Raw genomic sequence first — 26,521 nt, 5'->3', positions numbered from 1 at the left:
TGTCGATTTAACCTGCAAATCGAAGCACTTCGGCCCTGCTTACTTCGTCCAACTCTTTGATTACCAAGGAGTTTTCCGTTTCGTCTGCGCCGGAAGTGGGGCGAATTATAGACACATCCAACACCCCGTCAACCCTTAATTCAAAGTTTCTTGATGACCACTGTCTTTCTGGCGTTAAACCGGGGGATTCGACTAGCAATTACAGGGATTCGCAGAATAAGCAGCAGTCCGCCAATACAGGCATATAACGACCACTCCTTAAGATCCGCCCGGACAATCCACAGGTAATGCAGCAAACCCAGCCCCAAAATCACATAGATAAGCCGATGCAGCGTCTTCCAGCGTTTACCCAACCGCCGCTGACTGTAGCGATTGGAGGTAACCGCCAGCGCCAACAGACACAAGAACGCCAGACTGCCGACAATGATATAGGGCCGCTTCACCAGCTCCACACCCAATTGCCCCACATCCAGCCCAAGGATAAAAAACACATATCCAGTCAAGTGCATCACCACATAGGCAAAACACCATAAGCCCAACTGACGCCGAACCGAAATCCAGCCCGACCAACCTGTCATGCGCTGCAAGGGTGTCATGGCCAAGGTGATCAGCAACAGGATCAGCGTCCCAAGACCCAACCGATCCACCAGGACCTTCCCAGGATCAGGCCCCAACGCAAAGATCCACGCCTGATAAACCCACAATACCGGCGCTACGCAGCACGCCACAAAAACACCCAGACGCCAAAACAGAAAACGCATCAGTAATTTTTCCGCAGATCCAGCCCTGCATAAAGAGAAGCAACCTGCTCCCCATACCCGTTAAACATCTCTGTCTGACGAATATTTGGAGTGAAGAGCCCGCTTGGCAAACGACGCTCACGCGCCTGCGTCCACCGAGGATGGTCGACCGTGGGATTCACGTTCGCATAGAAGCCATACTCGTTCGCCGCGATACTTTGCCAAGTAGTCTTGGGTTGCTCGCTGACCAAACTGATACGCACGATCGACTTCACGCTTTTGAAGCCGTACTTCCAGGGCACCACCAGACGCAGCGGCGCGCCGTTCTGATTAGGTAGCTCGCGGCCATACATTCCCACGGCAAGAATTGCCAAGGGATTCATCGCCTCATCCAGACGCAGCCCCTCTACATAGGGCCAGTCGATCAGCGCAAAACCAGAGCGCTGTCCGGGCATCGACTTAGGGTCCTGAAGGGTTTCGAAACGGATGTATTTAGCGTTGGCAGTCGGCTCGACCCGTTTGAGCAGCTCGGAGATTGGCAGGCCAATCCAAGGGATCACCATCGACCACGCCTCTACACACCGCAGGCGATAGATTCGCTCCTCCAACTGATAAGGCTTCATGAAGTCCTCCAGTGCATACCGCCCCGGCTTGCCAACCTCACCATCGATGACCACGCTCCAGGGTTCGGTTTTAAGCGAGCCCGCATTTTGCGCCGGGTCGCCCTTATCGGTGCCGAACTCATAGAAGTTGTTGTAGTGCGTAGCATCTTTGAAGGGTGTGATTGCCTCGTCCTTGACGTTGACTGCCTGCCATTTGGTCGCAGGCAGTTTGTCCTTGAACCACTGAGGCGCAGCGCCAGGTTCAACATCGGAATATAGAGAAATGTTCGCGGCGCTTGCCCAACGGGGCACTGCACTCATGGCAAGCCCAGCGACGGTTGCACCTAACAGAGCCCGACGGGAAAGGTAGATCGATTCAGGCGTAACGTCCGACTCTTTGCAGTCGGACGCCGAAGATAACTTGATCAGCATGATGACTCCACAGCTACGGGAAACTGATGCCCCTATGAGCTGCGGAGTATGCGGGAAATCGAATCGGCGGTTCTATTTCTGCCGGCGCAAGCGCAGCAAGTACTGAATCGGACCCGATGCTGCATACGCGAGGAAAATCAGCAGCAGAATGCGCGGGGGATCACTGAATACCACAGCAAACACCAACACCACGGCCAAAATCGCAACGAAAGGAACTCGCCCTTTCAGATCAAGCTCCTTGAAACTGTTGTACTTGATATTGCTGACCATCAGCATCCCCGCGGCCGCCACCAACAAAGCAACAAGGAACGACATCTTCGAGCCCTGGATCCCGTAGTCGCTGAATGCCCATACAGTGCCTGCAACGACACCCGCGGCCGCCGGACTGGCCAGGCCAATGAAGTAACGCTTGTCGGCCTTGCCAACCTGAGTGTTGAAACGCGCAAGACGCAATGCCGCGCCAGCCACATAAATGAAGGCGACCATCCAGCCCACTTTGCCCATATCACCCAGCGCCCAGCCAAAGGCCAGCAACGCCGGGGCGACACCGAATGCCACCATGTCGGACAACGAATCGTACTCGGCACCAAATGCGCTTTGCGTGTTGGTCATACGTGCAACACGGCCATCCAGGCCATCGAGCACCATAGCCACGAAGATAGCGATAGCCGCAAACGCAAAATACTTGCTGGCACTCGCAGGATCACCCGCACTCATTGCACTCTGCGCACTCATCGAACTGATGATGGCGTAGAAACCAGCAAACAGGTTGGCCGTGGTAAACAGATTCGGCAGCAGATAGATGCCGCGGTGCCGGACCTTACGCCCCTCGGCATCGTGGCCTTCTTCTATATGTTCATCGATCGGTAGCAGGCTTTCGGCGTCAGAGGCCTTGTTCGGCTCTTCGGGACGTTCGCTCATAAACAATACCTTGCAGCTGTGAATTTTCGACTGGTGCTTGCGGCGCGATGCCGACAAACGATGCAGCTTTATACCAGATGAACCCCTATAACGAAAAAGCGCGACCCGAAGGCCGCGCTTTTTTGTAGAGCCACAACGCTCTCAACCAGAGCCGAACTCAGTTCTTGGCTTTGTCGACGATTTTGTTCGCCGCGATCCAAGGCATCATCGAGCGCAGTTGTTCACCGATGATTTCGATGCCGTGAGCTGCGTTGTTACGACGCTTGGCGGTCATCGATGGGTAGCCAGTTGCGCCTTCGCTGATGAACATTTTCGCGTATTCGCCGTCCTGGATGCGCTTCAGAGCATTGCGCATAGCCTGACGCGATTCAGCGTTGATGACTTCAGGGCCGGTCACGTACTCGCCGTATTCAGCGTTGTTGGAGATCGAGTAGTTCATGTTGGCGATACCGCCTTCGTACATGAGGTCTACGATCAGTTTCAGTTCGTGGAGACACTCGAAGTACGCCATTTCTGGCGCGTAACCGGCTTCAACCAGGGTTTCGAAGCCGGCCTTGACCAGCTCGACAGTACCGCCGCACAGTACGGCTTGTTCGCCGAACAGGTCGGTTTCGGTTTCGTCTTTGAACGTGGTTTCGATGATACCTGTACGGCCACCACCAACACCCGAAGCGTACGACAGCGCAACGTTTTTGGCGTTGCCGGAAGCATCCTGGTAGATAGCGATCAGGTCAGGAATACCGCCGCCTTTTACGAACTCGGTACGCACGGTGTGACCCGGCGCTTTAGGCGCGATCATGATCACGTCGAGATCAGCGCGTGGAACGACCTGGTTGTAGTGGATCGCGAAGCCGTGGGAGAAAGCCAAGGTTGCGCCCTGCTTCAGGTTCGGCTCGACTTCGTTCTTGTACAGAGCGGACTGGAACTCGTCCGGGGTCAGGATCATGACCAGGTCGGCAGCGGCAACGGCGGAAGCAACGTCAGTCACTTTCAGGCCGTGGGCTTGGGCCTTGGCGACAGTGGCAGAACCTTTACGCAGGCCAACGGTGACATCAACGCCGGAGTCTTTCAGGTTGCATGCTTGGGCATGGCCTTGGGAACCGTAACCGATGATGGCAACTTTTTTGCCCTGGATGATCGAAAGGTCGCAGTCTTTGTCGTAATAAACTTTCATGAAATTCCCCTGTTATCTTGGCCGTTCGAGCCATTCGCTTAATTTGAGTTAGATGCTCAGCACTTTGTCGCCGCGGGCAATGCCCGTAACGCCGCTGCGTACTGTTTCCAGGATCGCGGCAGTGCCGATGGCCTGAATAAAGCTGTCGAGTTTATCGCTCGTACCGGTCAGTTGCACGGTGTAGACACTACTGGATACGTCAACGATCTGGCCGCGAAAAATATCCGTGGTGCGCTTGATCTCGGCGCGTTGTGCGCCTGTGGCTTTCACCTTGATCAGCATCAGCTCACGCTCGATGTGCGCGCTTTCCGACAAGTCGACCAGCTTGACGACTTCCACCAGCTTGTTGAGGTTTTTGGTGATCTGCTCGATCACCTCATCATGACCTACCGTGGTCAACGTCAGACGCGACAAAGTCGGGTCTTCGGTGGGCGCTACCGTCAGGCTTTCGATGTTGTAGTTGCGTTGCGAGAACAGACCGACGACGCGAGACAAGGCGCCCGGTTCGTTTTCCAGCAATAGCGAAATAATATGCCGCATGATTAAGTCCGCTCCGTCTTGCTCAGCCACATATCGCGCATAGAGCCGTCTTTGATCTGCATCGGGTAAACGTGCTCCGAGACATCGACCTTAATATCGAGGAACACCAGTCGATCGGTCATGGCAAAAGCCTCTTCCATCTTCGGCTTCAAATCCTTCAGATCGGTGATGCGCATACCGACGTGACCATAAGCCTCGACCAGCTTCACGAAATCAGGCAGCGACTCCATGTAGGAATGTGAGTGGCGACCGCTGTAGCTCATGTCCTGCCACTGACGAACCATCCCGAGCACCCCGTTGTTGAGCAGGATGATCTTGACCGGCAAACCGTATTGCAAGCAGGTCGACAGTTCCTGGATGTTCATCTGGATACTGCCTTCGCCCGTGACACAGGCGACGTTAGCTTCCGGAAAACTCAGCTTGACGCCCATTGCCGCCGGAAAACCAAAACCCATGGTGCCCAGGCCACCTGAGTTGATCCAACGGTTGGGCTTGTTGAAGCGGTAGTACTGGGCTGCAAACATCTGATGCTGACCGACATCAGAGGTGACATAAGCATCGCCCTTGGTCACTTCACACAGCGTTTCAATAACGGTCTGCGGCTTGATCACGCTGCCGTCACCGCGGTTGTATGGGAACAGGTCGCGATCGCCGCGCCACTCATCGATCTGCTTCCACCAACTGGCCACAGACTCTTTGTTTGGAGTCTCGCCAATCTCCTTCAGCGTGGAGACCATTTCGGTCAGCACACTTTCAACCGGACCTACGATAGGTACGTCGGCCTTGATGGTCTTGGAAATCGAAGCTGGGTCGATATCGATGTGAATAACTTTGGCGTTCGGACAAAACTTCGCCGCGCCATTGATCACTCGGTCATCGAAACGCGCGCCCACGGCCAGGATCACGTCGGCATGGTGCATCGCCAGGTTGGCGGTGTAGCTGCCGTGCATGCCGAGCATACCGACGAACTGACGATCAGTGCCCGGATAACAACCCAAGCCCATCAGCGTGTTGGTCACCGGAGCGTTCAGCAGTTGAGCCAACTCGGTCAACGGCGCGGAACCGTTGCCCAGGACCACGCCGCCACCGGCGTAAATGATCGGACGCTTGGCCGCCAGCAGCATCTCGACTGCCTTGCGGATCTGCCCGGAATGCCCACGAACGGCCGGGCTGTATGAACGCAGCTTGGCTTTCTTCGGGAATATGTATTCGAACTTTTCAGCCGGATTGGTCATGTCTTTGGGGATATCGACCACAACAGGACCAGGACGACCGGACTGCGCTAGATAGAAGGCTTTTTTCAGAACTTCCGGGATTTCCGACGGGTGCTTGATCATGAAGCTGTGCTTCACGATTGGGCGAGAGATACCGATCATGTCGGTTTCCTGGAACGCGTCAGTTCCCACCATCGTGCTCGCGACCTGGCCCGACAGCACTACCATCGGAATGGAGTCCATGTAAGCGGTCGCAATACCGGTGATGGCGTTGGTCGCCCCCGGGCCAGATGTCACCAGCACGACACCGGCTCGCCCCGTGGCACGCGCATAACCGTCGGCCATGTGAGTGGCAGCCTGTTCGTGACGAACGAGGATGTGGCTCACAGCCGGTTCTTTGAACAGCGCATCGTATATGTGCAGTAGGGCACCGCCAGGGTACCCATAGATGTGCTCAACGCCTTCGTCACGCAAAAAGCGGACGACCATTTCAGCGCCAGATAAAAGCTCCACGTTGTTCACCTCTAAAACGCCAGAATACCGTCCACACTTGGGGAGACGGGTCTTAATAGGTTTACTGCAAAGCAGAGCATGAGCGACGGTGGTCGCCGACTACGTCAGCACTGACTGAGCAAGTATTGGGATCCCCCCATAAGTGTTTCGGGGCTTTCCCACCCAGCGCGAGGTAACGCGTTGCGGGTGTTACAGGTCGGCGCGGATGTGCGCCTCATGATCTACCGAGACGGCCTGCTTCTGGCAGTCCTTCTACAGCGAACTTTGGATTGTTGTGATTCGACTCTCTCAAGTCAAGTCATCCGTGAGCTTTCTTCTCTGCAACCGCATGAAAAAGCACCAAATGACAGTCGCAAACCCATGCTTGTGATAGCTTGCCTGAGCACTGTTATCGACATCGAAGTTAAGGAAGCCGTATGCGCTGGATGATTTTAGCGGCCACGCTGGCATTAGCTGTCAACCCGCTCACGCAGGCCGCCCAGATTTTTAAGTGGGTGGACGCCCAAGGCGTTACTCATTTCGACGCACAACCGCCGGCGGGTCAGCAAGTCCAGGAGATTGACACTCAAAAACCAGTACCTGCGCCGCCACCCGCATCGCAACCGTCGCCCGACCCGAAAGGCGAACAGCAAACAGTTGACGCCAAAGTGAAAAAACAGGTGGCTGCCCAGGAAGCCAAGCGCGCCGAATATTGCGCCACTGCGCGGACCAATCTGGCGTTATTCCAGAACAATCCCCGCGTTCGCGAAGAAGTGAACGGTGAATTCAAGCGTTTCACCGAAGAAGAACGCCAGGCCCGCATCACGGACCTGACGAAATCGATCTCGGACAACTGCCTCTGATCGTCAGGTCGACGCGGTGATCAGACGGTCAAAGTGAGCCAGTAGCGCCTGCAGTGTTCGCGTCTGCTCCACCCTACTTGCGTAGACCATCTGCGCCATTTCCAGAATGCCCGACGCACTGGGCAGCGCGAGATCCTGTTCGAGGATGATCTTCATCCTCGGCAGGAAAATCCATTGCAGCCACTGATCGAAGTCCAGTGTGTCGACACAGAACGGCTCAAGACTGGAAAGCTCCTCCTCGCTGGGAGGAACTTCGCTCCAAAGGCCAAGTACACGCAACTCCCGCTCGATCAGCAACAACTGCTCAGCGATTTGCGGAAATCGTTCATCCATCAGAGGTTGACCTTGGCTTTCTGACGAGCAAGCGCAGCGCCTGCCGCATCACCTTGCTTCTCACGGGACTGAGCGATCAGATTCCACAGACTGGCCTGCAAACTGGCACGGCCGTTGGCGTACGTCAGACCACGACGGGCCAGTTGCTCAGCCTGAGCAGCATCACCCTGAGCCAGCCGAACCTGCGCCAAACGATAAAGCACCTGCGGCTCCCGAGGCGCCACACGCTGCGCGCGCTCAAGACTAGACGATGCACCGTTGAGGTCGCCACTGCTCTGCTGCTGTTGAGCGGTGGTCAGAAGCGCCAGCACTGGGCCATCAAGTTGCTCGTCAGCCGACAGAGCACCCGAGGAGGGGATACCACTCGGCGCGGTCGTGGCTGGTGCGCTGTATGTGTTATTTACCGGAGCCGGCATGTTGTAGGTGTTATTGGCAGCAGAGGGCATGTCATACGTCGTACCCGCCGCTGCCTGACTGATCGGAGCGGTATCGATAGGTGGCGTAAAAGTCTGAATCGGCGCAGCACTGGCCGTAGCACCACCGCCAGGCACCATCACCACCACCCCCGAATCTTCGGTAATCGATTGCGGCTGCGCCCGACTCTGCACCGCCGCTGGATAGGTATTGTTCCGGGTCGCGGACACACGCTCGCCGTTGGAAACACGCGAGCCAGAATCAACCACCGGAATCGCGCTACGCGTCTGACTGGCACAACCGTTGAGCAAAGCCAGAGCCGTTAAGGCCGGAATCCACCACTTATTCACGTCACATCCTCTTCGCTTAGTTCAACCAGCCCTTGACCCAGTCCATCACTTCGGCGGGTGCGGAGTTTCCACCGCATGCAGGACCGGGCTGAGGCTCACTGCCGCGAATATACGGCATCTGCACCGCATTCGGGCATCCGGCATCGCTGCCCTGGCCCGTACTGGCATTGACCCAAACCTGAACCACATTATCCGGCAAGGCCATGTCCAGCGGCAGCGGGTCGGCCTTTTTCATGAAGCTGGTCCAGACTTGCAATGCGCCAGTGGCTCCGGTGAACGGTGTCTTGCCGTTATCGTCGCGCCCCAGCCAGACAACTGCCAGCAGATCCTGACTGAAGCCAGCAAACCAACTGTCGCGAGAGTCGTTGGTCGTGCCCGACTTACCCGCCAGATTGAGATTACTTGGCAGCGTGTTGTAGACCGACTTGCCTGTGCCCTCGCGCATCACTCGCTGCATGGCATTTTGCAGCAGATAGATCGAGCCGGGGTCGAAACGCTGCTGAATCTGGAACGGATAACGCTTGAGCGGCTCGCCCTCAGCGGTCAGCACGCTGCGGATTCCACGCATTGGCGTGTTGAAGCCGCCGTTAGCGATGGTCTGGTACATGACCGCGACTTCCATCGGACTCAACGCACCGGCCCCCAGCAACATAGAAGGATAAGCCGGCCACTCGCGCGTGACGCCGAGCTTGTTCAGGGTTTTGAACACCGTCGGCACGCCTAGGTCGAGGCCAAGCTTGGCGCTGGACAAGTTGTAGGAATGCGCCAGCCCCTGATACAGGAAAATATTGCCATGGGCCTTGTGATCGAAGTTCTGCGGTTTCCAGATTTGTCCGTCCGCGCCCTTGACCGAGAAAGGTTCGTCCGCCACCCAGCTGGTCAGCGTGTACTTGCTCGGCTGTTCAAGCGCGGTCAGGTATATCGCCGGTTTGACCAAAGAGCCGATTGGCCGAACCGCATCGATCGCCCGATTGAACCCGGCAAACCCAGCCTGACGACTGCCGATCAATGCCTGGACCTCGCCCGTTTCAGGGTTGGTCACGACCATGGCCCCTTCCACCTCATCAGAACCCTTGCGCCCCGCAAGCCGGCTGAAGGTTTCCTTCATGGCCGACTCTGACTTCATCTGCAGGATCGGGTCGAAGCTGGTGAATATCCGTAGACCTTCTTCGGTCAAGTCTTCGTCACGATAGTCCTCGCGCAACTGACGCTTGACCAGATCGAGGAAACCCGGGAATGAGCTGTCGGCCAATGAGCCTGTCTTGGTCACACCCAGCGGCATCTTCTTCGCTGCGGCGACGGCTTGCGGTGTGGCGACGCCTTGCTGCTCAAGCAGGTCGAGCACCAGATTGCGCCGCTCAAGTGAACGCTCCGGGTTGCGACGCGGGTTGTAATAGGACGGCCCTTTGACCAGACCTACCAGCAACGCCACTTGGTGCAGCTTAAGCTCCGACAATGGCTGGCTGAAGAAATACTGACTGGCCAACCCAAAACCATGAACCGCTCGCTGGCCGTCTTGTCCGACGAACACCTCATTGAGGTACGCCTCAAGAATCTCTTGCTTGCTGTAATGGATCTCCAGCAGCAAGGCCATCATGGCCTCAGTCAACTTGCGGGTGATACTGCGCTCGTTGCTCAAGTAGAAGTTTTTGACCAACTGTTGCGTCAGGGTACTGCCGCCCTGGCGCATCTGCCCCGCCGAGGCGTTGACCCAAAAGGCCCGTGCAATCGACTTCGGCGACACACCAAAGTGGTGATAGAAATCCCGGTCCTCGACGGTCACCAACGTATCGAGCAAATACGGGGGTGCTTGATCAAGCTTGATCAGAATGCGGTCTTCGAGGTTTTTCGGGTACAGGCCGCCGATCAGCAGAGGCTCAAGACGCGCTACCGCAAGTTTGGCGCCGTTGGCCGACGTCAGGTCAGCCACGTAGTCGCCGGAGAAACGTACACGAATCTGCTGAGCAGGGTCTGCGCCCTCATAAAACTGGAAGCCACGGGTGTTGAGGTCCACCGTATTGCCGCTCACCGCAGCAGCACCGGGGCCGTTGGCCACGCTTTCACGGCGATAACCCAGGGCATCGAGTTCGACAAGAAAATCATCACGAGACAGTTTTTGTCCGACGAACAGCTCGAGCGGTCGCGCGTAAACCTTGGCCGGAATGGTCCAGCGCTTTCCGGAAAATTTTTCCTGGACGATTGAATCGAGATAAACGGCGAAACAGGCAAGGATTACCAGGCCGACAAGAGCGAGCTTCAACGCCCAACCTAACCAGGTACGAAGGCCGCTATTAGCGGGCTTTTTGGACTTCTTGGGGGTGCGGGTACGGGTCATGGCGGCGGATTATACGCACTTTACAAGCGTTCGGCAGACCGCTCTCATAGCGGTTTGCAGCGATGCGCCGAGCGGCCATAATGGCCCTCTTTTTATTAGCCGTTCTTATCGACTATTGCCCTTTGAAGGATCGCCCGTGAGCCAGCCACTGATCACCGCTCTGCAGAACCCTGCTTTGTTCCCTCATCCGATCGAACGCTTTCAAGTTATCGAGACGCATATTTCATGGGTGCTCCTCACTGGCCCCTATGTTTACAAGATTAAAAAACCGGTCAATTTCGGCTTCCTGGACTTCACCAGCCTTTCCTCCCGCGAGCACTTCTGCAAGGAAGAGCTGCGGCTTAACCAGCGCCTGACCAAAGATTTGTATCTGGAGGTGCTACCCATTACGGGCAGTGTCGAGTCGCCGCAATTGGGCGGCACTGGCGAGGCGATTGAGTACGTGTTGAAGATGCGTCAGTTCCCCCAGGACGGCCTGCTCAGCACGCTTCAAGCCAACGGCGAACTGACCACCGCACAGATCGACGATCTCGCCAGACAAATCGCTGAATTCCACCTCAACGCGCCACGCGTACCGGTCGACCATCCACTGGGCACGCCCGAAGCGGTGATGGCCCCTATTACCCAAAACTTCGAACAAATTCGCCCGTTTCTGACTGAAAAAGCCGACATTATCCAACTCGAAGCCCTGCAAGCCTGGGCCGACACCAGCTTCGAGCGCCTGAAGCCCCTGTTGAGTCAGCGCAAAACCGACGGTTTCATCCGTGAATGTCACGGCGACATCCACTTGGGTAATGCCACATTGATCGATGGCAAAGTCGTGATTTTCGACTGCATCGAATTCAACGAACCGTTCCGCATGACCGACGTGTACGCCGACATCGGGTTTCTCGCCATGGACCTGGAAGACCGCGGCCTGAAAGTCCACTCACGTCGACTGATCAGCCAATACCTGGAAATAACCGGTGACTACGCGGGTCTTGAACTGCTGAACTTCTATAAAGCCTATCGCGCTCTGGTTCGCGCCAAAGTGGCGTTGTTCAGTCTGCCGGCGAACGCCGACGCCGTGCAACGCGGCACCACTATGCGCCAGTACCGCAACTACGCGAACCTGGCCGAGAGCTACAGCGCCATTCCTTCGCGCTTCCTGGCGATCACTCATGGCGTGTCCGCAGTGGGTAAAAGCCACGTGGCCATGCGCCTGGTAGAAGCGTTGGGCGCAATCCGTCTGCGTTCTGATGTAGAGCGCAAGCGCTTGTTTGCCGACAAACAGGACCTCTACGCCGCCGATGTCAGCGTCGCAACTTACGAGCGCCTGCATCAGTTGGCAGATGGGGTCTTGCGCGCAGGCTTCCCGGTGGTGATCGATGCAACCTATCTAAAACGCGAACAACGAGAAGGCGCAGCAAAAGTGGCCGAAACGACCGGCGCGCCACTGCTGATCCTGGACTGCACGGCCCCGCAAGCCGTCATTGCTGGATGGCTCAAACTGCGTCAGGCGAAAAACGACGATCCGTCCGACGCTACGATGGCCGTCATCGAATCCCAACAGGCAAACCGTGAACAGCTGACAGCAAAAGAGATTTTAAGCAGCCTACGTATCGAAACCAACGTCGCCTCTGATCTCGATGGGCTGGTTGCGCATATTCGCCAGCGTCTTCCAGGGCTTTAAATCACTCTATCTACCAACAGTCGAGTCATGAAGATAACCCTTCACGGCCGACAATAGTGGCATCATAATGGCGCCAGAATTCCAATAACGGAGGCGCCATATGAACCAGCCAAGACAGCTTGATTCCCAGCTTTACGCCTTACTGCATAAAGACGACATCGCAGCCTTCAACCAGCAGCGCCCCACGTCCGGGGCCATCGACATGGCCGGAGGTGACTTCCGAGGCTTGGACCTGCGCGAACTGAATGCCGAAGATATTGATTTCACGGGTGCCTACTTTCGCTCAGCGGACCTGCGGGGCGTTGATTTTCGGACCGCATCACTTGAAGGTGCCAGCATTGCTCATGCGCAGATATCAGGCACCTACTTTCCGCCTGAACTCAGTGCCGATGAAATCCTGATGTCGGTGAATTTTGGTACTCGGATGCGTTACCGTCCACGCTGATTCCAGACTTACATACGCTTCAAACCTCCCCGCCTTGCATGCGATGACATGCCGGGTAGCCGCTGCTCGCGATATTTCCTACATCTTCACCTCATACCGTCTGGCGCATAGATCGGCTAACAGCTGCGTCTTACATGGAGATTTCGTCGCAACTACTACACTCAAACCAGACTTGCTTGCGCAGTTTGAAACAGGTCTTGGTATTTCAATGGAGCTGAACGGTTAAGGTGCATGGAGGCAACATGGACGATGAACTGCAACAAATGAAAAACCTCGGAAAGACCTCTGCCCAGTGGTTGCACGCAGCAGGCATTCACAACAGTGCCGATTTACGCCGACTAGGCGCTGTACACGCCTACCGAGCGGTAAAGATCAAAGGCTTCAACGCATCGAAAACGCTGCTGTATGCGATCGAAGGCGCAATCCAGGATCGACACTGGAACACCCTCTCGGTTGAGCGTAAACAAGCGCTCAAAAGCCAACTCGCCACCTCCCTTGGGCCCACTTGAAGAGTCATCTGAAAATTGTTCTGCTTTACCTGTTGACATATAAATGAGAATCACTATGATTATCACATCCAGTCGCGAGACTGGTCGATAACCTGAAAGGCTCCTTGGTTCGGACTCTCAGATTATCTCCTCATCAGGCTAATCACGGTTTTTGACCCGGCTTTTTGCCGGGTCTTTTTTTGCCTGTCGGAACGCATCTGACTCAAAAGCTGGCTATTGAAAATCAGCATTCGCACCTCACTCGCACAACCCCAGTCGCAACAACAAGTCGTCCAACAAGCTCGCCGCCCCAATGCGTAACCGACCCGGCTCCAGCCACAGCGGACCGAAGCGCGCACGCACAAGATCCAGATAGATCCGCGCCTCAGCCAGCGTGCGCACACCGCCCGCCGCCTTGAAACCGACCTGCCCACCTACCTCGGCAATTGCTTCGACCATAATGCGCGAAGCTTGGGGGGTGGCATTGACAGCAACCTTGCCGGTACTGGTCTTGATGAAAGCTGGCCCCGCCTGAATGACACGCCTGCAGACGTCATGAATAACCTGAGGATCACGCAGCACACCTGTTTCCAGCGTCACAGTAAGATCGGCGCGGCCGTCGCATTTTTCCTTGCAAGCGGCCACCATCTCGGCACCGGCAAACTTGTTGCCAGCCAGTTGCGCGCGGAACGGGTACACCAGATCAATCTCATCTGCGCCCGCCATCAGTGCCGCCTGGGTTTCGGACTCAACCGACTGGACACTTCCCGTACCGCCGGGAAAATTAATCGCAGCCACAACCTTGATGTCCCGTGCCTGCCAACTGTCCAGTGTTCGCCTCGCCAGCCCTGCAAACCGGGGCGCCACACAAACCGCCGCCACGGGTCCGAAGGGGGTCAGCGCCCGTTGGCAGAGCACAATGATTCGCTCCGGTGTGTCGTCTACATTGAGCGACGTCAGTTCCAGCAAGCCAATCGTTTGTTGGGCCAGTTCCTCATCGCCAACGGTCATCCCTGTCATCGCTTCCCTCTCAACACTTTGAATTTCGAGGGGTCAACCATAAACGAGTGAAGGCCTGCATGAACGGACAGGCGGTTACAAAAGAAGGGGACGACACCATTACAGGAAATACCCTTAGGCAACGTCCTACGACACGAGCCGACGGGCGCAAGGCAATAATCGCCCTGCACGCCCCCGATAACCTGCTTTCAGCGCGCAATAATCAACGGGTGACCGCGCTCCGGGTGTGCCTGTACCAGCACCTCCAGACCAAACACTGCCTTCAGTGCCTCCGGCACCAGCACGGCCTCAGGCGTACCCAACGCGTAAGGTCGCCCACTTTCAAGCAACAGCACCCGATCACAATAGCGGGCGGCCAGATTCAGGTCATGCAGGATGACCAGGACGGCGGCACCACGATTGGCAAATTCGCGCACAGCGTGCAGCGTGGTGTGCTGATGCAGCGGATCGAGCATCGACGTCGGCTCATCCAGCAATAGAGATTGACCGCCCTCCCCGGGCCATAACTGCGCAAGAACCCGTGCCAGATGGACTCTCTGTCGCTCTCCACCGGAAAGCGCCAGATAGCTGCGATCAAGTAAATGGATCACGTCTGCAGCCTCAAGCGCTGCCCGAATAATCTCGGTATCACGTTGCTGCCCGCTGTCATGAGGCAAACGTCCCATTGCGACCACTTCCTGCACTTTGAACGCGAAGCTTAACGTCGAGCTCTGCGCCAGGACCGCCAACCGTTTCGCACGCTGCGCCGCGTTCCATTGCGCAAGCAGCGTGTCGTCCAACCAAACCTGCTGGGTTTTCAATTCCCCGCTCAATGCCCCCAGCAAGGTACTCTTGCCAGCACCGTTGGGCCCTAGCACGCCGAGCATTTCGCCGGGTTTCAGCATCAGATTGATGTCTTTCAACACCACCTTGCCGCCTCGCTCAACGCTCAAGTTTTCGGCTCGCAGCATCAGGTGCGCCCCCTGACCAACAGAAAGAGGAAGAAGGGTGCTCCGAGAAACGCAGTAACAATGCCAATGGGCAACTCGGCAGGCGCCAACACCAACCGCGCGAAGATGTCGGCGCACAGCAGCAACGTGGCTCCCGCCAATGCCGAAGCTGGCAACACCACACGATGGTCCGGCCCCGCCAGCAGGCGCACCAGGTGCGGTACGATCAAACCGACGAAACCTATCAACCCCGCCGCCGCCACTGCTGCACCGACGCCCAGAGCGATGCACAAAATCAGTTCACGCTTGAGGCGCTCGACTTCGATGCCCAAATGCCGAGCCTCGGACTCACCCAACAACAAAGCATTCAGCGCTTTGGCCCGCCGCGGCAGCCAGGCAATCACCACCACGCAGACCAACAGCAGTGGCCACAAGCGGGTGTAACTGGCGCCGTTCAGGGTGCCGAGGTTCCAGAACGCCAACGTGCGCAATGTCGCATCGTCGGCCAGATAGGTGAACAGACCAATGATCGACCCCGCCAGCGCAGTCATCGCCACCCCCGCAAGGAGCATGATCGCGACACTGGTCTGCCCGTCGCGGCGGCCTAGCCTATAGACTATGGCCGTCACGCCCAGGCCACCGGCAAACGCTGATGCCGACAGCAGATAAGGTGCGAACGCCTCGGGCAGCCCGCCAAAAGAGGCGCCACCAACAATCGCCACCGCAGCACCCAGGGCTGCACCGCTAGAGACGCCCACTAGGCCCGGGTCCGCGAGCGGGTTGCGAAACAACCCCTGCATCGCCACGCCCGCCAACGCCAGCACCGCGCCGACCGCGAGGCCTAGCAAAGTTCGCGGCAAGCGAATCTGTCCCAGGATGAGCTCGGCCTGCTGCAAGTTGTCGCCGGCCACCTGAAACCCCATCAGGCGCAGACTGGCACGCAGCAGATCCCCCAGTGGCAGGCTCACCGGCCCGAGAGCCAGCGACAACCAAAATGCCAGGACGCAGGAAACCGATAACAGGATGAACAACGTTCGTGGCTGTACGAGCGTCCTCATTGGGCGGGAGAGGCTTTGGCGTGAAGCGAGCGATCAGCAGGATAGAAAGCGTTGGAGAGCGCTTTGACCGCCTCAGGTAAACGAGGCCCCAAACCACCCACCAACAGCGTCGGGTCGACTTCGACCAGTCGGCCTTCACGCGCCGCTCGAGACGCGGCCAGTATCGGGTTCTCTTTGAGCAGAGCGCCCTGGGAAGAAGCTCCGGCCTGTGCGCGATCAGTAAATACCAGCACTTCAGGATTCAGTCCCGCCATCGATTCCATCGAGAACACCTTGTAACCACTGTGAGTCGCCAGATTTCGGCCACCCGCTTGCTTAATCAACCAGTCACCCACCGTGTCGATGCCCGCTACCATGGGCTTGGCACCGGCATGGCTGACCAGTAACAAAACACCTGGCACCGGCTGATGCAGTTGGGCCTGAGCGACCCATCCATGTTGCTGTTCCAGTGCTTGTTCATAGCCGGTGAACAACTGATCGGCCTGACCCTGCGTGCCCAGCAAGGCGCCCAACCGCTGCAGATTGTTCTTGAGATCAGACAGCTCAGCCTTCGCCGACAGCACTTCTACGTGTATGCCAGCAGCGCGAAGCTGCTCAAGCACCAGCGGCGGTCCCATTTCTTCGGTACCGGCGAGAATATTCGGACGCAGGCTGAGGATACCTTCCGCCGAGAGCTGACGCTGATAACCGATGCGCGGTAACGATTTCAGCGAAACAGGATGCTGGCTGGTGGTGTCGATCCCGACAAGACGCGACTCCCCGCCCAGCGCAACAATCCACTCGGTCAGCGCGCCACCAGCGCTGGCCCAACGCTGAGTGCCCAGCGAATCGGCCATTGCAGTATGGGACAACAGGAACGCGGCCAGAACGGCAACGAGCTTGGCGGTGAAGCGCATAAGAAAGAGTCCTTTGAAGGGGCAGGCAAGAGCGACGATTGAATCCCGACTGATCGGCGTCTGGGCTGTCGCTCCGGTCAAGAGCTGGCAAACTACACGCTCAGATACGACCGATCAATTTGATAATTATTTGCATTTGTACGTCAAGCGCCAAGGAGACCGACCTGAAATACCTGTGTGAAGGGAGCGAGATTCTCGAAGGAAAAAGTCGCGGCTTTGAATGCGAAGGTGTAGCCATGCTTGCCGTGCGGCGCGATGGGCAGGTATTCATTTATAAAAACCGCTGCCCGCATCGCGGAGTAGCGTTGGAATGGCTGCCCGATCAGTTTCTCGACAGCAGCGCCAGCCTGATCCAGTGCGCAACGCATGGTGCGTTGTTTTTAATCGAGGATGGCGAATGCATCGCCGGGCCCTGCGAAGGAAAGTCTTTGACTGCCGTCGCCTGCCGCGAGGACGCCCAAGGGGTCTGGATCAGTCCACCGCCCGCAGACTAAACTCATGCTCATGCGCCAGATGCACCGCCAGGCGGCGGTCGATGCTCACTTCCTGCGGCGTCAACTGCACACCGTAAGCCAGCACTTCAACGCCAGCAGCGACAGCATCACGCAGCGCAACGGCGTAGGCCGCGTCTATTTCTTCTGCCGCACGCACCGCGTCGATCCCCGTCAGGTTGACACAATACAGCAGCACAGCGCGCACGCCGTCTCGCGCCAACGCCGCCAACTCGCGCAGATGCCGCGCCCCGCGTTGGGTAACGGCATCAGGAAATGCCGCGACGGCTGAATCGTCAAAACCCAGCGTCACACTTTTAACTTCAAGAAACGCAGGGCCGCTGGGGTAATCCAGGCGAAAATCCACACGGCTGTTTTCCACCCCGTAGGCCACCTCACGCTTGAGCGCGGTGAAGCCGTTCAGCTCAGTGATAATACCTGCCAGCAGGGCCTCTTCGACCAGCTTGTTGGCGCGACCGGTATTGATGCAGGCGAAACGGCCCTGAGGTGTCTCGCTGATTTCCCACGTGCCCGGCAGTTTGCGCTTGGGGTCGTTGGAGCGGCTGAACCACACGCGCCCGCCCGGCATCATGCAATTGAACATGGACCCGGTATTGGGGCAATGGATGGTCAATCGTTCGCCGCTGGCCGTTTCGATATCGGCGAGAAACCGCTTGTAACGAATCAGCAAACGACCTTCTTCGAGTTCTGGAAAGAAACGCATCAGCCTTGCCAGCTCCGCAGCCCGCGGCCAATACGATCAACTGCCTCCTGAAGCCGCGGCAGGCTCTGGGTATAGGCAAAACGCACATGATGCCCAGCTTGATAACGACCGAAATCCAGACCGGGGGTGAACGCAACGTGCTCGGTCTCCAGAAAGTGTCGACAGAACGCGAAAGCATCGCCGCCAAAGGCGCTGATATCTGCATACAGGTAGAACGCGCCCTCAGGCTCCACTGCGATGGTGAAGCCCAACTCACGCAACGCCGGCAGCAAAAAGTCCCGACGACGGCCAAATTCGGTACGACGACTTTCCAGAATCTCCAGCGTTTGCGGCTCAAAACAGGCCAGCGCCGCACTTTGCGCCATGCTTGGCGCACTGATGTAGAGGTTTTGCGCCAGCTTCTCAAGATCGCCAATCGCGTCTTCCGGCGCGACCAGCCAGCCCAGGCGCCAGCCGGTCATGCCGAAATACTTTGAAAAACTATTCAGGACGAACGCGTCATTGTCGACTTCCAACACGCTGGCAGCATCGGTGCCATAGGTCAGGCCATGATAAATCTCGTCCACCACCAAATGACCATTGCGGGCTTTGAGCGATGCCGATAGCGCGGCGAGTTCGTCGCGATGCAGTAGCGTGCCAGTTGGGTTGGCTGGAGAAGCCACCAACGCACCGACGCTGTCCTGATCCCAATGCCGCGCCACCAGATCGGGCGTCAGTTGATAGCGAACCTCCGGCCCTACCGGCACCAATTGTGCCGCGCCTTCAACCAACCGCAAGAAATGGCGATTACAGGGGTAGCCCGGATCGGCTAGCAACCAGTGCTTGCCGGGATCAACCAACAGGCTGGTCGCCAGCAACAAAGCACCCGAGCCGCCCGGTGTGATCAGAATCCGCCCAGGGTCGACATTGACACCGTAACGCTGAGCATAAAAACCAGAAATGGCTTCACGCAGTTCTGGTAACCCTCGCGCGGCGGTATAGCGGGTTTTACCCGCAGCAAGTGCAGCTTGACCGGCCTTGATAATCGGCTCGGCAGTCGTGAAGTCGGGCTCACCTATTTCCAAATGAATGACGTCGTGCCCCGCCGCCTGCAGTTCATTGGCCCGTGCCAGCAGCGCCATGACGTGAAAAGGTTCGATCGCGCGACTGCGCGCACTGTAAGGCTGAGGCATTGGTCTTCCTTTAAGAGGGGCTGGAGCAATGTCGCGATTCTACCCAACCGATCGCCGCGCAACAGGTTTAAAAAGGGCAATAGCCATCTGAAGGAGGCACTCTTCAATTAACCCAACGCCCAAGCCATACGGGGCTAGACTCAGCACACACCGTAATTTCAAACTAATTCGCTTGTGCTTTGGTCACAGCCATGAGTGCCATTGTAGAGCCATGCTCGACAACCGGGAGTAGCGCGCTCCGATTTGATCTGGTAAGTTCGCCCGCTTGCAGCCGCAGGGCCGGCAGGTGTCGGCGATGTCACCAGACGGCGTGAAAACATAGGCGTGTGTAACGTCGAAGGCACTCAGCCGTAATAGTTTTCATATCGTCTGGAACCAAACCCTGCGCAATGGATAGATGAGTGAGAGGCGGTCCCTTCATGCCCACCCAAGAAAAGCAAAAAAGCAGTCAACTGATCAGTGGTTTCGAACCCTACGTTGAAACGAAGGGTGAGGAGTACATGGGCGAGAAAATGCGCGCCCATTTCACTGGCATCCTCCACAAGTGGAAGGTGCAACTGATGCAAGAGGTCGACCGGACCATGCTTCACATGCAAGACGAGGCCGCCAACTTCCCGGACCCGGCGGATCGCGCCAGCCAGGAAGAAGAGTTCAGCCTTGAACTGCGTGCCCGTGATCGCGAGCGCAAGCTGATCAAGAAGATCGACAAAACCTTGCAATTGATCGAAGACGAAGAATATGGCTGGTGCGAATCCTGCGGCATCGAAATCGGTGTTCGCCGCCTGGAAGCCCGCCCAACAGCTGATCTGTGCATCGACTGCAAGACGCTGGCTGAGATCAAGGAAAAACAGGTCGGCAAGTGATCTGATTTACGCCTGAAACAAAGGGCGCTTCGGCGCCTTTTGTTGTTCTAACGGCTGGAATGCAATCTGTTGGCGAGGCTTGTCGCCCTCCCAAATTCCAGTACCATCACCTTCCATGAAATCCCCTTCCTATATAGGGCGCTTTGCGCCGACTCCCAGCGGTTATCTGCATTTCGGCTCACTGGTCGCTGCCCTTGCGTCTTACCTGGATGCACGCGCTGTCGGTGGGAAATGGCTGATGCGCATGGAGGACCTAGATCCGCCGCGCGAAGTCCCCGGTGCCCAAGCCGCCATCCTTAATACCCTGGAAAGCTACGGCTTTGAGTGGGACGGCGAGTTGATCAGACAAAGCGACCGCCACGACGCCTACCAAGACGTGATCAATCGCTGGTTCAGCCATGGATTGGCCTACGCCTGCACGTGCTCGCGTAAACAATTGGAAGATTTTGGCGGCATATACCCAGGCTTCTGTCGTGATGTCGGCCATTCCCCGGAAAACGCGGCGATCCGTATTCGCGTGCCTGAACTGGAATATCGCTTCACGGACCGGGTTCAGGGTGAATTTCGGCAACATCTGGGCCGCGATGTGGGGGACTTCGTGATTCGTCGCCGCGATGGTCTATACGCGTATCAACTGGCCGTAGTGCTCGATGATGGCTGGCAGGGTGTGACCGACATCGTGCGCGGTGCCGACTTGCTTGACTCCACACCGCGCCAACTCTATCTGCAAGAGCTGCTCGGCCTGCCTCAACCGCGTTATCTGCATGTGCCACTGATTACCCAACCCGATGGTCACAAGCTGGGTAAGTCCTATCGCTCCCCACCCTTGCCAGCCGACCAGGCGACACCCTTGTTGCTTCGGGCACTGCGAGCCCTGGGTCAACCGGCGCCTGATGAACTGGCCTTTGCAACGCCCAAAGAAGTGCTGAACTGGGGCAGTGCCCACTGGAACGCCGATTTTATCCCGCGCGTCAGCAGCCTCGAAGAAGCTCGAATAGACTGATCTAGAGCGGTTACTGCACACCGCGTTGCAAAGGTGGTCAAAACGACACTTGCAGCCTGATAGGCATCCGTTACCATGCCGCTCCTTTGGGCTACCGTCGCGGCCACAATCAAACGGCAACAGACCCTAGGAGGCCAAATGTACATCTACCGATTGGTCCTGCTTCTGGTGGTAGGTATCTATCTCTTTTCCCCGGCCATCATGGACTGGTGGATCGACGCGACAGGCGCCTGGTACAGACCTTACATGCTGTGGCTGATCCTGATCGTGGTGACGTTTATCCTGCAGAGCCAACGAGATGCCGATGAGCTTTAGCCTGACCCAGATGATCCTGATCAGTGCCGCCTACCTGCTGGTGCTGTTTGGCGTCGCCTGGATCAGCGAGCACGGCCTGATCCCGCGCTGGATTATCCGTCACCCATTGACCTACACGCTGTCGCTGGGGGTTTATGCCAGTGCCTGGGCGTTTTATGGCACGGTCGGTCTGGCTTACGAATATGGCTACGGCTTCCTCTCCAGTTACCTCGGGGTTTCCGGCGCTTTCCTGCTGGCGCCGGTGTTGCTCTATCCGATCCTCAAAATCACCCGCACCTATCAGCTTTCATCGCTGGCCGACCTCTTCGCCTTCCGCTTTCGCAGCACCTGGGCGGGTGCGCTGACCACTATTTTCATGCTGATTGGTGTGCTGCCGTTGCTGGCCCTGCAGATCCAGGCCGTCGCCGACTCGATTGGTATCCTGACTCGCGAGCCGGTGCAGAACCGAGTGGCGCTGGCATTCTGCGCACTGATCACCTTGTTCACCATTTTCTTTGGTTCGCGCCACATCGCCACCCGGGAGAAACACGAAGGCCTGGTATTTGCCATTGCCTTCGAATCGGTGATCAAGCTGATTGCCGTCGGCGGCGTCGGTTTGTATGCGTTGTACGGGGTGTTCGACGGCCCGCAACAGCTGGAACAATGGCTGCTGCAAAACCAGAGCGCCCTCGCCGCACTGCACACACCACTGCAAGAGGGCCCATGGCGCACGCTGCTGTTGGTATTCTTCGCCTCGGCCATTGTCATGCCGCACATGTACCACATGACCTTCACCGAAAACCTCAACCCACGCTCGCTGGTCAGCGCCAGTTGGGGCTTGCCGCTGTTTCTGCTGCTGATGAGCCTGGCGGTGCCGCTCATCCTCTGGGCCGGCCTCAAATTGGGAGCCACCACCAGTCCAGAGTATTTCACCCTGGGCATCGGCATCGCCGCCAATAACAAAGCGTTGGCGCTGCTCGCCTACATCGGCGGTCTGTCGGCAGCCAGCGGGCTGATTATCGTGACGACGCTGGCGCTGTCCGGCATGGCCCTTAACCATCTGGTGCTACCGCTGTATCAACCGCCTGCCGAGGGCAACATCTATCGCTGGCTGAAATGGACGCGACGTGCGCTGATCGTCGCGATCATCATGGCCGGGTACGGTTTCTACTTATTGCTCGGCGTACAGCAGGATCTGGCGGACCTCGGCATCGTCGCCTTCGTCGCGACTTTGCAGTTCCTTCCCGGAGTGCTCTCGGTGCTGTACTGGCCCGCCGCCAACCGGCGCGGTTTCATGGCCGGGCTGCTGGCGGGGATGGCGGTATGGATGGTCAGTATGTTGTTGCCGCTGATTGGCAACTTGCAGGGCTTTTACATCCCGCTGTTGAACATGATTTATGTGCTGGACGATACCAGTTGGCACATGGCGGCAATTGCCTCTCTGGCCGTCAACGTATTGGTGTTCACCCTCATCTCTCTATTCAGCAATCCCAGTCCCGAAGAAGCCAGCGCTGCAGAGGCCTGCGCGGTGGACAACGTGCGTCGCCCGCAACGTCGGGAATTGCATGCCGTTTCACCGCAAGAGTTCGCCACTCAACTGGCCAAACCGTTGGGTGCAAAAGCGGCGCAGAAAGAAGTCGAACAAGCGCTGCGCGATTTGTACCTGCCATTCGACGAGCGTAGGCCCTATGCCTTGCGCCGCTTGCGTGACCGGATCGAGGCGAATCTGTCCGGGCTGATGGGCCCAAGCGTTGCCCAGGACATGGTCGAGACCTTTCTGCCCTATAAATCCGGTAGCGAAAACTATGTCACCGAAGACATTCACTTCATCGAAAGCCGCCTTGAGGATTACCACTCGCGCCTGACCGGCCTGGCCGCCGAACTTGATGCCCTGCGCCGTTATCACCGTCAGACGCTGCAAGAGCTACCGATGGGTGTGTGCTCCCTGGCCAAGGATCAAGAGATCCTGATGTGGAACAAGGCCATGGAAGAACTCACCGGGATCGGCGCCCTGCGGGTGGTCGGATCTCGGCTGGGAACCATCGCCGATCCCTGGAGAGAACTGCTGCTGGGCTTCATCAACCTACCCGACGAGCATTTGCACAAACAACGCCTCGGGCTGGATGGTCAGACGCGCTGGCTGAATCTGCACAAAGCCGCCATTGATGAACCGCTCGCGCCCGGTAACAGCGGCCTGGTGCTGTTGGTTGAGGACTTGACCGACACGCAGATGCTCGAAGACAAGCTGGTGCATTCAGAGCGACTGGCGAGCATTGGGCGGCTGGCGGCGGGTGTAGCCCATGAGATAGGCAATCCGATCACTGGGATTGCCTGTCTGGCGCAAAATCTGCGCGAAGAACGCGAAGAAGACAGTGAACTGACCGAAATCAGCAGCCAGATCATCGAGCAGACCAAGCGCGTCTCGCGCATCGTCCAGTCGTTGATGAGCTTCGCCCATGCCGGCGGGCATCTGCACACTGACGAAGCGGTATGCCTGGCTGAGGTCGCCCAGGATGCCATTGGTCTGCTCGCGCTGAATCGGCGCAACTTCGAGGTCCAGTTTTATAACCTGTGCAATCCCGAGCACTGGGTCGATGGCGACCCGCAACGGCTGGCTCAGGTGCTGATCAACCTGCTCTCCAACGCCCGCGACGCCTCCCCTGCGGGCAGCGCCATTCGCGTTAAGAGCGAGGCCTCCGAGCATACGGTCGATTTGATCGTTGAAGACGAAGGCACCGGAATTCCGAAAGCAATCATGGACCGCTTGTTTGAACCGTTCTTCACCACCAAGGATCCAGGCGAAGGGACAGGGCTAGGCCTTGCACTGGTCTATTCCATCGTTGAAGAGCATTATGGACAAATCACCATCGACAGCCCGGCTGACGCCGAGCACCAACGCGGAACCCGTATCCGGGTGACATTGCCGCGACATGTCGAAGCGACGTCCGCCGTGAACTGAGACCGTCGAGAGAATCGAATCAATGCCTCACATTCTGATCGTCGAAGACGAAACCATCATCCGCTCGGCCTTGCGTCGCCTGCTGGAACGCAACCAATACCAGGTCAGCGAAGCAGGCTCGGTGCAAGAAGCACAGGAGCGGTTCAGCATCCCCTCGTTCGACCTGATCGTCAGCGACTTGCGCCTGCCTGGCGCACCCGGCACCGAGTTGATCAAACTGGGCCAAGGTAAACCCGTGCTGATCATGACCAGCTACGCCAGCCTGCGCTCGGCCGTGGATTCGATGAAAATGGGCGCGGTGGATTACATCGCCAAACCCTTCGACCATGACGAAATGCTGCAAGCAGTGGCGCGAATCCTGCGTGATCGACAGACAGTCGTCAGCATCCAGGCTGAGCGTGCCGCTATCGCCAAGACACCTGGCGGCGACAAATCGGGGGCTGACAACAGTAACGGCGAAATCGGCATTATCGGTTCATGTCCACCGATGCAGGATTTGTACAGCAAGATCCGCAAAGTGGCACCGACCGACTCCAACGTATTGATTCAGGGCGAGTCTGGCACCGGTAAAGAACTGGTCGCCCGCGCCCTGCATAACCTGTCACGCCGCGCCAAGGCGCCGATGATCTCGGTCAACTGTGCTGCGATCCCGGAAACACTGATCGAGTCCGAGCTGTTTGGTCACGAAAAAGGTGCTTTCACCGGTGCAAGCGCCGGTCGTGCAGGCTTGGTCGAAGCGGCAGACGGCGGCACATTGTTCCTCGATGAGATCGGCGAACTGCCGCTGGAGGCTCAGGCCCGCCTGTTGCGGGTGCTCCAGGAAGGCGAGATTCGCCGCGTCGGTTCGGTTCAGTCGCAAAAAGTCGATGTGCGCTTGATCGCCGCGACCCATCGCGACCTTAAAAGCCTGGCCAAAATCGGCCAGTTCCGGGAAGACCTTTACTATCGCCTGCATGTCATTGCGCTGAAGCTGCCAGCCTTGCGAGAACGCGGGCCGGACGTCAACGAAATTGCCCACGCATTCCTTGCCAGACAAAGCGCCAAAGTCGGTCGTACCGATCTGAAATTTGCGCCCGACGCTGAGCAGGCGATTCGTCACTATTCTTGGCCGGGCAACGTTCGGGAGCTGGAAAACGCAGTTGAGCGCGCGGTGATTCTGTGCGAAAGCCCGGAAATCTCTGCTGACCTGCTGGGTATCGACATTGAGCTGAGCGACATCGACGTGGAGGAGTTCATCGGCCTGGCGCCGCAGCAGGCATCTGCCAGTTCCACCGCCCATGAACCTACTGAAGACTTGTCGCTTGAAGACTACTTCCAGCACTTCGTCCTTGAGCATCAGGACCATATGACCGAGACCGAGCTGGCGCGCAAACTCGGTGTCAGCCGCAAATGCCTATGGGAACGTCGTCAGCGCCTGGGTATTCCGCGCCGTAAGACGGGTGTCGCCAGCGAAACCTGAGGATGCCCATGTGCGAAGCTCTGGTACATGGCCTACAGAATGATATAAAAAACTGTTACCTCGATAGAAGCACGTAACAAAAGCCGGGGATTACGGTAACGAATCCCCGGCTTTTTTTGCGCCTGAAAACCTGGCAGCGTTTAGCCAGCGCCCGATTCTAAAGGGCCGCAGGGCGTTTTACAAAAGTTGGCACAGGTCCTGCTATATCTATCCGTACAAGAACAACAAAAATCAGTCACCCGCAAAGCAACATAATAAAAACAAGACGTATCGACTCACGCACAATAAAAACAACACGGCGGAGGCGCAGCTAACTGATTCTTTTGGAGAAGCGTTGCATGTGGGCTTGTCCCGCAACCAGGCCGAGAACAACAAAAACTACCCTTAGGTAGAGCCAGAACTGGTTGGATCGATAGATCACTGCAGCAAAGCGATCAAAGCAATCCGTTTGCTCTTGACTCCCGATTGGGAGGTTTCACAGGCGAAAGCCGTGAATTGGGCACTCAACAAAAACAAAAAGCCCAACAAACAATAAAAATAAGAGCATGCACTTTGGGGGAGCTTCGGCTCCCCCAGTAGCTTCTGGAACAAAACGTTGCACCCTCTTGTTTCCCCCGCCTGGCAGGCTGCTTTGTGCA

Annotated in this window: 25 protein-coding genes; 10 read left to right on the top strand and 15 right to left on the bottom strand. The window is 57.3% G+C overall.

What is annotated here, in order from left to right:
- Positions 1-140: 140 nt before the first annotated feature.
- From msrQ to VGC62_RS19635, 6 genes are all read right to left on the bottom strand, one after another.
- On the bottom strand, positions 141-761 hold the full coding sequence (gene msrQ, locus VGC62_RS19660; RefSeq protein ID WP_331188751.1) for a protein-methionine-sulfoxide reductase heme-binding subunit MsrQ: 621 nt from the start codon (positions 759-761) through the stop codon (positions 141-143).
- The gene (gene msrP / locus VGC62_RS19655) at positions 761-1,774 is read right to left on the bottom strand and encodes a protein-methionine-sulfoxide reductase catalytic subunit MsrP (protein WP_331188750.1); all 1,014 of its coding nucleotides are present in this window, start codon (positions 1,772-1,774) and stop codon (positions 761-763) included. The genes msrQ and msrP overlap by 1 nt, the downstream gene beginning before the upstream one ends.
- Positions 1,775-1,846: 72 nt before the next feature.
- On the bottom strand, positions 1,847-2,695 hold the full coding sequence (gene pssA / locus VGC62_RS19650) for a CDP-diacylglycerol--serine O-phosphatidyltransferase (protein ID WP_331188749.1): 849 nt from the start codon (positions 2,693-2,695) through the stop codon (positions 1,847-1,849).
- A 157-nt stretch (positions 2,696-2,852) separates the two neighbouring features.
- Positions 2,853-3,869 carry a ketol-acid reductoisomerase gene (gene ilvC / locus VGC62_RS19645; RefSeq protein ID WP_331188748.1) on the bottom strand — a complete coding sequence of 339 codons (1,017 nt, stop codon included), beginning with the start codon at positions 3,867-3,869 and terminating at the stop codon, positions 2,853-2,855.
- Between the two features lie 48 nt (positions 3,870-3,917).
- Positions 3,918-4,409 carry an acetolactate synthase small subunit gene (gene ilvN, locus VGC62_RS19640; protein ID WP_331188747.1) on the bottom strand — a complete coding sequence of 164 codons (492 nt, stop codon included), beginning with the start codon at positions 4,407-4,409 and terminating at the stop codon, positions 3,918-3,920.
- Positions 4,410-4,411: 2 nt separating this feature from the next.
- Positions 4,412-6,136: an acetolactate synthase 3 large subunit gene (locus VGC62_RS19635; protein WP_331188746.1), complete on the bottom strand. Its 1,725-nt coding sequence runs from the start codon at positions 6,134-6,136 to the stop codon at positions 4,412-4,414.
- Positions 6,137-6,552: 416 nt separating this feature from the next.
- On the opposite strand from VGC62_RS19635, the gene VGC62_RS19630 reads away from it, so the two are divergent.
- Positions 6,553-6,978, top strand: coding sequence for a DUF4124 domain-containing protein (locus VGC62_RS19630; RefSeq protein ID WP_331188745.1), 426 nt, complete (start codon positions 6,553-6,555; stop codon positions 6,976-6,978).
- Positions 6,979-6,981: 3 nt separating this feature from the next.
- Here the strand turns inward: VGC62_RS19630 and VGC62_RS19625 are convergent, their stop codons facing one another.
- Genes VGC62_RS19625 through mrcB form a run of 3 tightly spaced genes read right to left on the bottom strand, consistent with a single transcriptional unit; the run spans position 6,982 to position 10,410 of the window.
- Complete coding sequence (locus tag VGC62_RS19625; protein ID WP_331188744.1) at positions 6,982-7,311, bottom strand: YqcC family protein; 330 nt, start codon at positions 7,309-7,311, stop codon at positions 6,982-6,984.
- A complete protein-coding gene (locus VGC62_RS19620) occupies positions 7,311-8,075 on the bottom strand; it encodes a hypothetical protein (protein ID WP_331188743.1) in 765 nt (254 codons plus the stop codon). Before VGC62_RS19620 ends, VGC62_RS19625 begins: the two co-directional genes overlap by 1 nt.
- Before the next feature lie 16 nt (positions 8,076-8,091).
- Entirely contained in the window at positions 8,092-10,410 is a 2,319-nt protein-coding gene (gene mrcB, locus VGC62_RS19615) for a penicillin-binding protein 1B (RefSeq protein WP_331188742.1), read from the bottom strand.
- Between the two features lie 136 nt (positions 10,411-10,546).
- On the opposite strand from mrcB, the gene VGC62_RS19610 reads away from it, so the two are divergent.
- The 3 genes from VGC62_RS19610 (at position 10,547) to VGC62_RS19600 (ending at position 13,036) form a co-directional block, all read left to right on the top strand.
- The gene (locus VGC62_RS19610) at positions 10,547-12,082 is read left to right on the top strand and encodes a bifunctional aminoglycoside phosphotransferase/ATP-binding protein (RefSeq protein ID WP_331188741.1); all 1,536 of its coding nucleotides are present in this window, start codon (positions 10,547-10,549) and stop codon (positions 12,080-12,082) included.
- Between the two features lie 100 nt (positions 12,083-12,182).
- Entirely contained in the window at positions 12,183-12,527 is a 345-nt protein-coding gene (locus VGC62_RS19605; protein ID WP_331188740.1) for a pentapeptide repeat-containing protein, read from the top strand.
- Positions 12,528-12,769: 242 nt separating this feature from the next.
- Positions 12,770-13,036, top strand: coding sequence for a TfoX/Sxy family protein (locus VGC62_RS19600; protein WP_331188739.1), 267 nt, complete (start codon positions 12,770-12,772; stop codon positions 13,034-13,036).
- Positions 13,037-13,273: 237 nt separating this feature from the next.
- Here the strand turns inward: VGC62_RS19600 and deoC are convergent, their stop codons facing one another.
- The 4 genes from deoC to VGC62_RS19580 form a co-directional block, all read right to left on the bottom strand.
- Positions 13,274-14,035 (bottom strand): deoxyribose-phosphate aldolase, encoded by a 762-nt coding sequence (gene deoC, locus VGC62_RS19595; RefSeq protein ID WP_331188738.1) that lies wholly within the window; start codon positions 14,033-14,035, stop codon positions 13,274-13,276.
- A 188-nt stretch (positions 14,036-14,223) separates the two neighbouring features.
- Entirely contained in the window at positions 14,224-14,985 is a 762-nt protein-coding gene (locus VGC62_RS19590) for a heme ABC transporter ATP-binding protein (RefSeq protein WP_331188737.1), read from the bottom strand.
- Positions 14,985-16,022, bottom strand: a complete 1,038-nt coding sequence (locus VGC62_RS19585) for a FecCD family ABC transporter permease (RefSeq protein WP_331188736.1) — start codon at positions 16,020-16,022, stop codon at positions 14,985-14,987. The genes VGC62_RS19590 and VGC62_RS19585 overlap by 1 nt, the downstream gene beginning before the upstream one ends.
- The gene (locus VGC62_RS19580; protein ID WP_331188735.1) at positions 16,019-16,918 is read right to left on the bottom strand and encodes a heme/hemin ABC transporter substrate-binding protein; all 900 of its coding nucleotides are present in this window, start codon (positions 16,916-16,918) and stop codon (positions 16,019-16,021) included. Before VGC62_RS19580 ends, VGC62_RS19585 begins: the two co-directional genes overlap by 4 nt.
- Before the next feature lie 164 nt (positions 16,919-17,082).
- On the opposite strand from VGC62_RS19580, the gene VGC62_RS19575 reads away from it, so the two are divergent.
- The gene (locus tag VGC62_RS19575) at positions 17,083-17,412 is read left to right on the top strand and encodes a Rieske (2Fe-2S) protein (protein WP_331188752.1); all 330 of its coding nucleotides are present in this window, start codon (positions 17,083-17,085) and stop codon (positions 17,410-17,412) included.
- On the opposite strand, the gene sfsA is transcribed toward VGC62_RS19575, so the two are convergent.
- Complete coding sequence (gene sfsA / locus VGC62_RS19570) at positions 17,390-18,133, bottom strand: DNA/RNA nuclease SfsA (RefSeq protein ID WP_331188734.1); 744 nt, start codon at positions 18,131-18,133, stop codon at positions 17,390-17,392. The genes VGC62_RS19575 and sfsA overlap by 23 nt on opposite strands.
- Entirely contained in the window at positions 18,133-19,305 is a 1,173-nt protein-coding gene (locus VGC62_RS19565) for a pyridoxal phosphate-dependent aminotransferase (protein WP_331188733.1), read from the bottom strand. Before VGC62_RS19565 ends, sfsA begins: the two co-directional genes overlap by 1 nt.
- 419 nt (positions 19,306-19,724) lie before the next feature.
- On the opposite strand from VGC62_RS19565, the gene dksA reads away from it, so the two are divergent.
- The 5 genes from dksA (at position 19,725) to VGC62_RS19540 (ending at position 25,883) form a co-directional block, all read left to right on the top strand.
- Positions 19,725-20,168, top strand: coding sequence for an RNA polymerase-binding protein DksA (gene dksA / locus VGC62_RS19560; RefSeq protein WP_331188732.1), 444 nt, complete (start codon positions 19,725-19,727; stop codon positions 20,166-20,168).
- Between the two features lie 115 nt (positions 20,169-20,283).
- Entirely contained in the window at positions 20,284-21,171 is an 888-nt protein-coding gene (gluQRS, locus tag VGC62_RS19555) for a tRNA glutamyl-Q(34) synthetase GluQRS (RefSeq protein WP_331188731.1), read from the top strand.
- A gap of 138 nt (positions 21,172-21,309) precedes the next feature.
- Positions 21,310-21,486, top strand: coding sequence for a hypothetical protein (locus VGC62_RS19550; protein WP_002552060.1), 177 nt, complete (start codon positions 21,310-21,312; stop codon positions 21,484-21,486).
- Complete coding sequence (locus tag VGC62_RS19545; RefSeq protein ID WP_331188730.1) at positions 21,470-24,424, top strand: sensor histidine kinase; 2,955 nt, start codon at positions 21,470-21,472, stop codon at positions 24,422-24,424. The genes VGC62_RS19550 and VGC62_RS19545 overlap by 17 nt, the downstream gene beginning before the upstream one ends.
- Before the next feature lie 22 nt (positions 24,425-24,446).
- Positions 24,447-25,883 carry a sigma-54 dependent transcriptional regulator gene (locus tag VGC62_RS19540; RefSeq protein ID WP_331188729.1) on the top strand — a complete coding sequence of 479 codons (1,437 nt, stop codon included), beginning with the start codon at positions 24,447-24,449 and terminating at the stop codon, positions 25,881-25,883.
- Positions 25,884-26,521 lie beyond the last annotated feature (638 nt).

The organism is Pseudomonas sp. (assembly GCF_036404235.1).
Lineage (GTDB): Bacteria > Pseudomonadota > Gammaproteobacteria > Pseudomonadales > Pseudomonadaceae > Aquipseudomonas.
Note: the sequence above shows the minus strand (reverse complement) of the source record. Positions and strands in the feature narration are given on the sequence as shown.

What these genes read in the sequence shown, in the direction of transcription:
- msrQ (WP_331188751.1), bottom strand. Translation starts at nt 761, where the DNA reads ATGCGTTTTCTGTTTTGGCGTCTGGGTGTTTTTGTGGCGTGCTGCGTA.
- msrP (WP_331188750.1), bottom strand. Translation starts at nt 1,774, where the DNA reads ATGCTGATCAAGTTATCTTCGGCGTCCGACTGCAAAGAGTCGGACGTT.
- pssA (WP_331188749.1), bottom strand. Translation starts at nt 2,695, where the DNA reads ATGAGCGAACGTCCCGAAGAGCCGAACAAGGCCTCTGACGCCGAAAGC.
- ilvC (WP_331188748.1), bottom strand. Translation starts at nt 3,869, where the DNA reads ATGAAAGTTTATTACGACAAAGACTGCGACCTTTCGATCATCCAGGGC.
- ilvN (WP_331188747.1), bottom strand. Translation starts at nt 4,409, where the DNA reads ATGCGGCATATTATTTCGCTATTGCTGGAAAACGAACCGGGCGCCTTG.
- VGC62_RS19630 (WP_331188745.1), top strand. Translation starts at nt 6,553, where the DNA reads ATGCGCTGGATGATTTTAGCGGCCACGCTGGCATTAGCTGTCAACCCG.
- VGC62_RS19625 (WP_331188744.1), bottom strand. Translation starts at nt 7,311, where the DNA reads ATGGATGAACGATTTCCGCAAATCGCTGAGCAGTTGTTGCTGATCGAG.
- mrcB (WP_331188742.1), bottom strand. Translation starts at nt 10,410, where the DNA reads ATGACCCGTACCCGCACCCCCAAGAAGTCCAAAAAGCCCGCTAATAGC.
- VGC62_RS19605 (WP_331188740.1), top strand. Translation starts at nt 12,183, where the DNA reads ATGAACCAGCCAAGACAGCTTGATTCCCAGCTTTACGCCTTACTGCAT.
- VGC62_RS19600 (WP_331188739.1), top strand. Translation starts at nt 12,770, where the DNA reads ATGGACGATGAACTGCAACAAATGAAAAACCTCGGAAAGACCTCTGCC.
- deoC (WP_331188738.1), bottom strand. Translation starts at nt 14,035, where the DNA reads ATGACAGGGATGACCGTTGGCGATGAGGAACTGGCCCAACAAACGATT.
- VGC62_RS19590 (WP_331188737.1), bottom strand. Translation starts at nt 14,985, where the DNA reads ATGCTGCGAGCCGAAAACTTGAGCGTTGAGCGAGGCGGCAAGGTGGTG.
- VGC62_RS19585 (WP_331188736.1), bottom strand. Translation starts at nt 16,022, where the DNA reads ATGAGGACGCTCGTACAGCCACGAACGTTGTTCATCCTGTTATCGGTT.
- VGC62_RS19580 (WP_331188735.1), bottom strand. Translation starts at nt 16,918, where the DNA reads ATGCGCTTCACCGCCAAGCTCGTTGCCGTTCTGGCCGCGTTCCTGTTG.
- sfsA (WP_331188734.1), bottom strand. Translation starts at nt 18,133, where the DNA reads ATGCGTTTCTTTCCAGAACTCGAAGAAGGTCGTTTGCTGATTCGTTAC.
- VGC62_RS19565 (WP_331188733.1), bottom strand. Translation starts at nt 19,305, where the DNA reads ATGCCTCAGCCTTACAGTGCGCGCAGTCGCGCGATCGAACCTTTTCAC.
- dksA (WP_331188732.1), top strand. Translation starts at nt 19,725, where the DNA reads ATGCCCACCCAAGAAAAGCAAAAAAGCAGTCAACTGATCAGTGGTTTC.
- gluQRS (WP_331188731.1), top strand. Translation starts at nt 20,284, where the DNA reads ATGAAATCCCCTTCCTATATAGGGCGCTTTGCGCCGACTCCCAGCGGT.
- VGC62_RS19550 (WP_002552060.1), top strand. Translation starts at nt 21,310, where the DNA reads ATGTACATCTACCGATTGGTCCTGCTTCTGGTGGTAGGTATCTATCTC.
- VGC62_RS19545 (WP_331188730.1), top strand. Translation starts at nt 21,470, where the DNA reads ATGCCGATGAGCTTTAGCCTGACCCAGATGATCCTGATCAGTGCCGCC.
- VGC62_RS19540 (WP_331188729.1), top strand. Translation starts at nt 24,447, where the DNA reads ATGCCTCACATTCTGATCGTCGAAGACGAAACCATCATCCGCTCGGCC.